Here is a 1,444-nt window from a genome sequence, read left to right as displayed (position 1 = left end):
CCATCGACGTAGCTTCTCAGCGTAGCCTTAGGTCCCGACTAACCCTGCTCCGATTAGCGTTGAGCAGGAAACCTTAGTCTATCGGTGGGCGGGTTTCTCACCCGCCTTATCGTTACTCATGCCTACATTTGCTTTTCTCGCCGCTCCAGCACCCCTTACAAGGCACCTTCACCGCTGACGAGAATGCTCCCCTACCACTTACGCATAGCGTAAATCCATTGCTTCGGTACCGGACTTGATGCCCGCGTATTATCGATGCCCTCTCGCTCGACCAGTGAGCTGTTACGCACTCTTTAAATGAATGGCTGCTTCCAAGCCAACATCCTGGCTGTCAAAGCAAGTGGACCTCCTTTGTTCAACTTAGTCCGGATTTAGGGACCTTAGCAGATGGTCTGGGTTCTTTCCCTCTCGGCCTGGGACCTTAGCACCCCAAGCCTCACTGCCGGCTATATTACGTGGCATTCGGAGTTCATCAGGATTCGGTAGGCTCTGACACCCCCTAGTCCTATTGGTAGCTCTACCTCCACGTAACTCCACGCCGACGCTGTACCTAAATACATTTCGGGGAGTACGAGCTATTTCTCAGTTTGATTGGCCTTTCACCCCTACCCACAACTCATCCAAATCCTTTTCAACGGAAACTGGTTCGGGCCTCCAGTTGGTGTTACCCAACCTTCACCCTGGTCATGGGTAGATCACAAAGTTTCGCGTCTACCCCCTCGGACTCTGCGCCCTATTCAGACTCGCTTTCGCTGCGGCTCCGTGCTTCCAAGCACTTAACCTTGCCCGAGAGGAGTAACTCGTAGGCTCATTATGCAAAAGGCACGCCGTCACCCCACCAAAGGGCTCCGACCGCTTGTAAGCACACGGTTTCAGGTTCTTTTCACTCCGGTATTCCCGGTTCTTTTCACCTTTCCCTCACGGTACTCGTTCACTATCGGTCTCTCAGGAGTATGTAGCCTTGGCGGATGGTGCCGCCGGATTCAAACGGGATTTCTCCGGTCCCGCTCTACTCAGGAATCCTCTACCGTGCAGTACTCGCTCGCTTACCGGACTCTCACCGTCTCTGGTTGACTTTCCCACGTCATTCAGCTAAAGTACTCCAATCAGATGTTGAGGTCCTACAACCCCACGGTGGCCGTAACCACCCTGGTTTGGGCTCCTCCCCGTTCGCTCGCCACTACTTGGGGAATCATTGTTATTTTCTGTTCCTGCGGGTACTTAGATGTTTCAGTTCCCCGCGTTTGCCCCTATACCACTAAAGGTATAAGCCCTACCGCTTCACGGTAGTGGGTTGCCCCATTCGGATACCTGCGGATCACCTCGTATGTGCCAATCCCCGCAGCTTTTCGCAGCTTATCGCGTCCTTCTTCGCCTCTGAGAGCCTAGGCATCCCCCGTGTGCCCTTGCTTACTTCTCTTCCGGGAGCTACCCTGTTACCAGG

General features: G+C 53.9%; 1 rRNA gene. It reads right to left on the bottom strand.

From position 1 onward, the window contains the following. Positions 1 to 1,420: ribosomal RNA gene (locus IEX74_RS23020) — 23S ribosomal RNA — on the bottom strand; the annotation flags it as partial. Positions 1,421 to 1,444: the final 24 nt, after the last annotated feature.

The organism is Hymenobacter cavernae, from assembly GCF_014641455.1.
In the GTDB taxonomy this organism is placed as follows: Bacteria; Bacteroidota; Bacteroidia; order Cytophagales; family Hymenobacteraceae; genus Hymenobacter; species Hymenobacter cavernae.
The sequence above is the reverse complement of the archived record's forward strand: the minus strand, read 5'-3'. Positions and strand labels throughout refer to the sequence as shown.